The sequence below is a fragment of the Actinomycetospora sp. genome (assembly GCF_055612215.1).
On record NZ_JBVPVA010000666.1, the window covers coordinates 1 to 5,534 of the forward strand.

Annotated in this window: 5 protein-coding genes; 4 read left to right on the forward strand and 1 reads right to left on the reverse strand. The window is 76.3% G+C overall.

Annotated features, from left to right (window positions below):
* The first annotated feature begins 106 nt into the window (after positions 1-106).
* From AC0CYZ_RS18290 to AC0CYZ_RS18305, 4 genes are read left to right on the forward strand one after another with little or no spacing between them, the layout of a single operon-like run.
* On the forward strand, positions 107-2,113 hold the full coding sequence (locus tag AC0CYZ_RS18290) for a hypothetical protein (RefSeq protein ID WP_472217879.1): 2,007 nt from the start codon (positions 107-109) through the stop codon (positions 2,111-2,113).
* 27 nt (positions 2,114-2,140) lie between these two features.
* Positions 2,141-3,241: a spore photoproduct lyase family protein gene (locus AC0CYZ_RS18295; protein ID WP_472217882.1), complete on the forward strand. Its 1,101-nt coding sequence runs from the start codon at positions 2,141-2,143 to the stop codon at positions 3,239-3,241.
* Positions 3,242-3,261: 20 nt separating this feature from the next.
* Positions 3,262-4,089 carry an SDR family NAD(P)-dependent oxidoreductase gene (locus tag AC0CYZ_RS18300; protein WP_472217884.1) on the forward strand — a complete coding sequence of 276 codons (828 nt, stop codon included), beginning with the start codon at positions 3,262-3,264 and terminating at the stop codon, positions 4,087-4,089.
* 10 nt (positions 4,090-4,099) lie between these two features.
* A complete protein-coding gene (locus AC0CYZ_RS18305) occupies positions 4,100-4,531 on the forward strand; it encodes a TIGR03618 family F420-dependent PPOX class oxidoreductase (RefSeq protein WP_472217886.1) in 432 nt (143 codons plus the stop codon).
* Between the two features lies 1 nt (position 4,532).
* Here AC0CYZ_RS18305 and AC0CYZ_RS18310 read toward each other — a convergent pair.
* A partial coding sequence (locus AC0CYZ_RS18310; RefSeq protein ID WP_472217888.1) for a mannosyltransferase YkcB-related protein occupies positions 4,533-5,534 on the reverse strand: 1,002 nt, incomplete at its 5' end.

The window sequence follows — 5,534 nt, forward strand, 5'->3', positions numbered from 1 at the left end:
GACAGGTATGCCGTCGGGCTCCCTGAACGGTTGGGGGACGGATCGTCGGCGGCGGAGGTGGCCGCGGTGGTCGGCCCGCAGCGCGGCGGTCACGGGGCTGTTCGCGGTGGCGATCCTCGCGGCGGCGCTCGGCGTCGGCCGGACGGTGATCGCCCCGGTCGGGCCGGGTGAGGCTGCCGGGACGGCGGGGACGTCGCGCGCGCTCGCGAGCGACACCGAGGACGCGACCCCGGACCCGGCTGCGCCGCGGAGCGACGCGGGGTCGGGCTACGGCTCCGGGTCGGCGGACGGCGGGTCGGGGTACGGCTCGGGGTACGGCCCGCCGCCGGGGGCCGGGTCCGGCGCCGGCGCGACGCCGGGCTCGAGCGCCCCCGGTGCCGACCTCGGGACGTCGGCCGCGCCCGCGCCCTCCGGCGGTACGGCCGCGGGGGGTGCCGGCGCGGCGCCGCCCAACCCCGGAGCACCCGACGACTCGCTCGCCCCACCGCTGACCCCGATCCCGCTGCCCGGAGCGCGCCCGCTCGGGAGTGCGCCGCCGGCCGCCGCGTCGAGCACTCCGTCGGGCTGGGACCCGCCGCTGGCGCCGATCGTGCCCGGGGCGCAGGCCCCGTCCCCGCGCGCCGCCGCACCGCTGGCGCCGATCGTGCCGCCGTCGCAAGGCGCGTCGGGTCCGCCGCCGGCCGCCGGGAGCCCCTCCGTCGCGGCCCCGCCACGGGTCCAGGACCTCCCCGGCCAAGTGCTCGGCGGCGTCCTGCCGCCGCGCGCCGGCGGCGCGGACGCCCCGACCGGCGCCGCTCCGCGGGCCGAGGGCCCCGCGGCCAAGGCACCCAAGAAGGTGGATCCTCCGCAGGAGCCGGCCGAGAAGCCCGAGAAGGATGCGCCGAAGAAGGCCGACCCCCCGGCGGCGCCGAAGATCGAGCTGCCAAAGGTCGGGGAGGCCGAAGCGCCGAAGAAGGGCGGCGGCGCCGCGAAGAAGGACGACGGCGCCGCGAAGAAGGACGGCGGCGCGACGAAGGACGGCGGCGCGACGCAGACCCCCGCGGTCGCGGTGCCCGCGGTCGCTCCCGAGGGCTGGCCCATCCCGATGCTCGGCCCCAGCAGCTCCGACCCGCCGTCCGCCTCGGCGGCGCCCGACACCGCGGACCTGCCCGGCGAGGCGACCGCCACCGGCACCGGGTCGACCCTGGCGCCCGGGACCGGCGGCAAGGGTTCGCCGCTCGCGCCGACGACCGGCTCGGGCGCGTCGAAGGGATCGGACGCGCAGCCCGAGGGCTGGCCGATCCCGACGCTCGGGCCGGCGTCCACCGACGCGCCCCCCGGCTCGTCCGACGGGATCACGACGACCACCGGCGCCGCACCGACGCGGGCGTCCGCACCGCGCGTTGCGACGTCACCCGACGGCAGCTCCTCGACGGAGACCGACCCGTCGACGGGCGTCGTGACCACCCGGGCCCGGGCCGTCGACCCGTCGACCGGATCGGTGACCACCCGCTCGACCCGGACCGACCCGACGGACCGCTCGCGGACGACGCAGACCACGACGCGTTCGGCCGATGCCTCCGCCGTGGAGGTCACGACCACGCGGGAGTCGACCGACGACACCGACGCGGCGGATCGGAAGGACCCGGGGGCGACGGCGACGGACGGCCCGAAGGCCCAGTCCTCGAAGTCGGCCGACAGCACGTCGGCGAGCTCGAAGCCGGCCGACGGCTCGAAGTCGGCGGACAGCTCGAAGTCGGCGGACAGCCCGCAGACCCGGTCCTCGAAGTCGGCCGACTCGAAGGCGTCGTCCTCGAAGTCGTCCGGGTCATCGGCGTCATCGGGGTCGTCGAAGTCCTCCTCCTCGACGGGGTCGAAGAAGTCGACGTCCTCGGTGAAGTCGAGCACGTCGAAGGGCTCGGACGGGTCCACCGTCCGCGAGACGACGACGTCCGACGGCGACGGCAACCACGTCACGCGCAAGAGCGTCACGAGCAAGAACGGCGACTCGCAGACCACCTACGTGTCGCAGTCCTCGAACGGCAAGGTCGAGTCCTCCTCGGACACCTCCAGCCAGTCGTTCGCCGGGACGTCGGGCACGGAGGGATGGTGGTCACGGCTCTGGACGTGGTGAGCCACCCGGGCCCGGGTATCCGACCGGATGGCCGCTCCGGTACGCACCACGGCGGGCCGCGAGGTCCGCACCCACCGCGCGTGGGTCCCGCGGCACGTCCGCGTCACCCGCGCCGCCCAGGAGCACCCGCACGCCGCCGAGATCGTGCGGCGCTGCGAGGCGCTCGGCACCACGGACATCGAGCTGCTGACCGGCGACCGGATCACCGGGGTCCGGGGTGAGACCGAGCGCGAGACCTACGCCCGGGCGAAGGCGACGCTCGCGGTCGTCGTGAGCCCCGACTCCGCCCGCAAGCTCGACCCGATCCCGCCGAGCGCCGACTGGCGCGTCGACCTCGCCCGCGGCTGCCCGGCGCACTGCCAGTACTGCTACCTGGCCGGGTCGCTCACCGGCCCGCCGATCACCCGCGTCTACGCCGACCTCGACCGCATCCTCGACAACCTCGACGGCTACGTCGGGCGCGGCAACATCACCTCGACCAACGCCGAGCGGGCCCACGAGGGCACCACCTTCGAGGCGTCCTGCTACACCGACCCGCTCGGGATCGAACCGGCGACGGGCAGCCTCGCCGCCGCGATCGCCCACGTCGGGACCCACGACTTCACCGGCCCGGTGCAGCTGCGCGCCACGACGAAGTTCGCCGACGTCGCGCCGCTGCTCGACCTGCCCCACCACGGCCGGACGCGGCTGCGCTTCTCGCTCAGCCCGTGGTCGCGGTTCGAGGGCGGCACCGACCCGGTCGCCTCCCGGGTCGCCGCACTCGGGACGCTCGCGCACGCCGGGTGGCCGGTCGGGGTGACGCTCGCGCCGATCATCCCCGAGCCGGGCTGGGAGCAGGCCTACGCGGACCTGCTCGGCGACGTCGCGGACGCGGTCCGCGGGTCGGGCACCGACCTCACGGTCGAGTGCATCACCCACCGCTTCACGCCGGGCAGCAAGGAGGTGCTCGAGGGCTGGTACCCCGCGACGCGTCTCGAGATGGATCCCGAGCAGCGGCGCACGAAGCGGGGCCGCTACGGCTCGGTGAAGCACGTGTACCCCGACGACGTCATGGCCGCGCTCCGCACGCACGTGACCGGACTCGTCGAGGATCTGCTCCCGGACGCGCGACTGCTCTACTGGACCTGACGGACGGGTACAGACGGCCCATGCCACTGCCGCCACCCGGGCCTGACGCCCACGTCCTCGTCACCGGAGCGTCCTCCGGGATCGGCGCCGCCATCGCCCGGGCGCTGGCCGCGCGCGGCTACCCGACGATGCTCGTCGCGCGCCGGGAGGAGGCCCTCACCGAGCTCGCCGCCGAGCTGCGCGACCGCTCCGGGCTGACCTCCGAGGTCCACGCCGCCGACCTCGGCGCCGACGAGGGCCGGGACACCGTGCGCCGGATCGTGCTCGACGACGAGCGCGTGGTCGGCGTGGTCAACGCCGCCGGCCTGGGGGTCACCGGCCGCGTCGCCGACCTCGCCGACGAGGACGGGCGGGCGGCCCTCGACGGCCTGGTGCGGCTCAACGTGCTGGCGCTGCACGACCTGACCATCGCCGCCGTCGGGGCCCTGGTGCACCGCGCCGAGGCGACGCGGCGGACCGGGGCGATCCTCAACGTCTCCTCGATCACCGCGTTCCAACCGCTGCCCGGCGTCGCGAGCTACGCGGCGAGCAAGGCGTTCGTCCAGTCGTTCTCCGAGGCCGTGAACGCCGAGCTCTCCGGGACCGGCGTCACGCTGACCACCCTCAGTCCGGGCCTGACCCGCACCGGGTTCGCCGACGCGGCGGGCACCGACGCCTTCGAGCAGGCCCCGGACGTCTTCGTCGGGGAGGCCACCGATGTCGCCGAGGCGGGCGTGGCCGCGATGGCGGCCGGGCAGCGCACCGTGGTACCCGGCCTGGTGAACCAGCTGAGCGCCGCCGGCGGCCGCCTCGCCCCGCGCAGCCTGCTCCTCCCGGCGGTCAACACGGCCATGGACTGGTTCACCTGAGCCGACTGCGATGATCGCGAGCGTGGCCGTCACCGGAGAGGACCTGCACGCCCGCGGCGAGGAGTTCGCCGAGTTCTGGCGCGAGTACCACCTGGCCACGCTGACGACGCTGCGTCGCGACGGCAGCCCGCACGTCGTCGCGGTCGGGGTGACGCTCGACCTCGACACGGCCACCGCCCGCGTCATCACCCGTCGCGGCAGCCAGAAGGTCGCGAACGTCCGCCGCGCCGCGGACGCGCCGGAGGGCGGCGCGCGGGTGGCGGTCAGCCAGGTCGACCGGGGGCGGTGGTCAACCCTGGAGGGGATCGCGGTGGTGCGCGAGGACCCGGACTCGGTCGCGGACGCCGAGGCCCGCTACGCGGCGCGGTACCGCACGCCGAAGCCCAACCCGGAGCGGGTGGTCATCGAGATCGCGGTGACGCGGGTCCTCGGCAGTCGGTGAGTCACGACGTCGGCGCGGTGAGGTCGTAGACCGTCGTCCCGCCGACCGTCGTCGCCGGGAAGTGCGCCGTCACCCACGCGGTGATCTGCACGGTGTCGGCGCTGCCGCCGGTGTCGGGGACCGAGGAGAGCCCCTCGCCGAGGAAGTAGTGCACCTGACCGGAGGCGACGATCGCCTCGAATTGCGCGAGCGTCGGTGACGGGTCGGTCCCGTTGAACCCGCCGAGGGGCATGACAGGGGCGCCGCTCGCGAGCTGGTAGCCCGCGGCCGGCATCGACCCGGCGGTCGCGGCGACCCAGGTGTGGCCCGCGGCGCCCGCCCGCAGGAAGGCGGTGAGCGCGGGCGAGGGGTCCGAGGCCTGCAGCAGCGTCATGGCCCCACCGGGTCCGCCGCGCCCCACGCCTCGACCTGCCGCGACTCCGGGGGCGGTGCCGCCCGGACGACCGGAGCCGCCCGGAGCGCTGAACCCGCCCGGTCCACCGAACCCGCCGTGACCACGACCGCCGGGTCCACCGAAGCCGGACGACGGGCCCGCCGTCGGGATGATCTCGGTGTGGGCCGTGCCCGCGGTCTGCACCGCGTACGCCACCGGCCCGCCGAGCGCGGCGACCAGCGCGGTCGCGAGCACCCCCGTCGTCACCACCCGGCGCAGCCCCCGCACGGACCCGGCGAGCACGAGACCGACCGCCGCGACGAGACCCGCCACCAGCACCACGACCCGCAGCCACGGCAGGAACTCGGGCGTCTCGCGCAGCAGCCACCACGACCAGAGCGCCGTCGCCGCGACGGCCGCGGCGAGCACCCAGCGCACCCACCCGGTCCGGCGCGCCCGCCACAGCTCGACCGCCCCGACGGCGGCGAGCGCGGCGATCCACGGCGCGAGCGCGACCGCGTAGTAGGGGTGGATGATCCCCGCCGCGAGGCTGAACACCCCGGCGGTGACCAGCAGCGACCCACCCCACAGCAGCACTCCGGCCCGGCGCCGGTCGGTGCGCACGCCGCG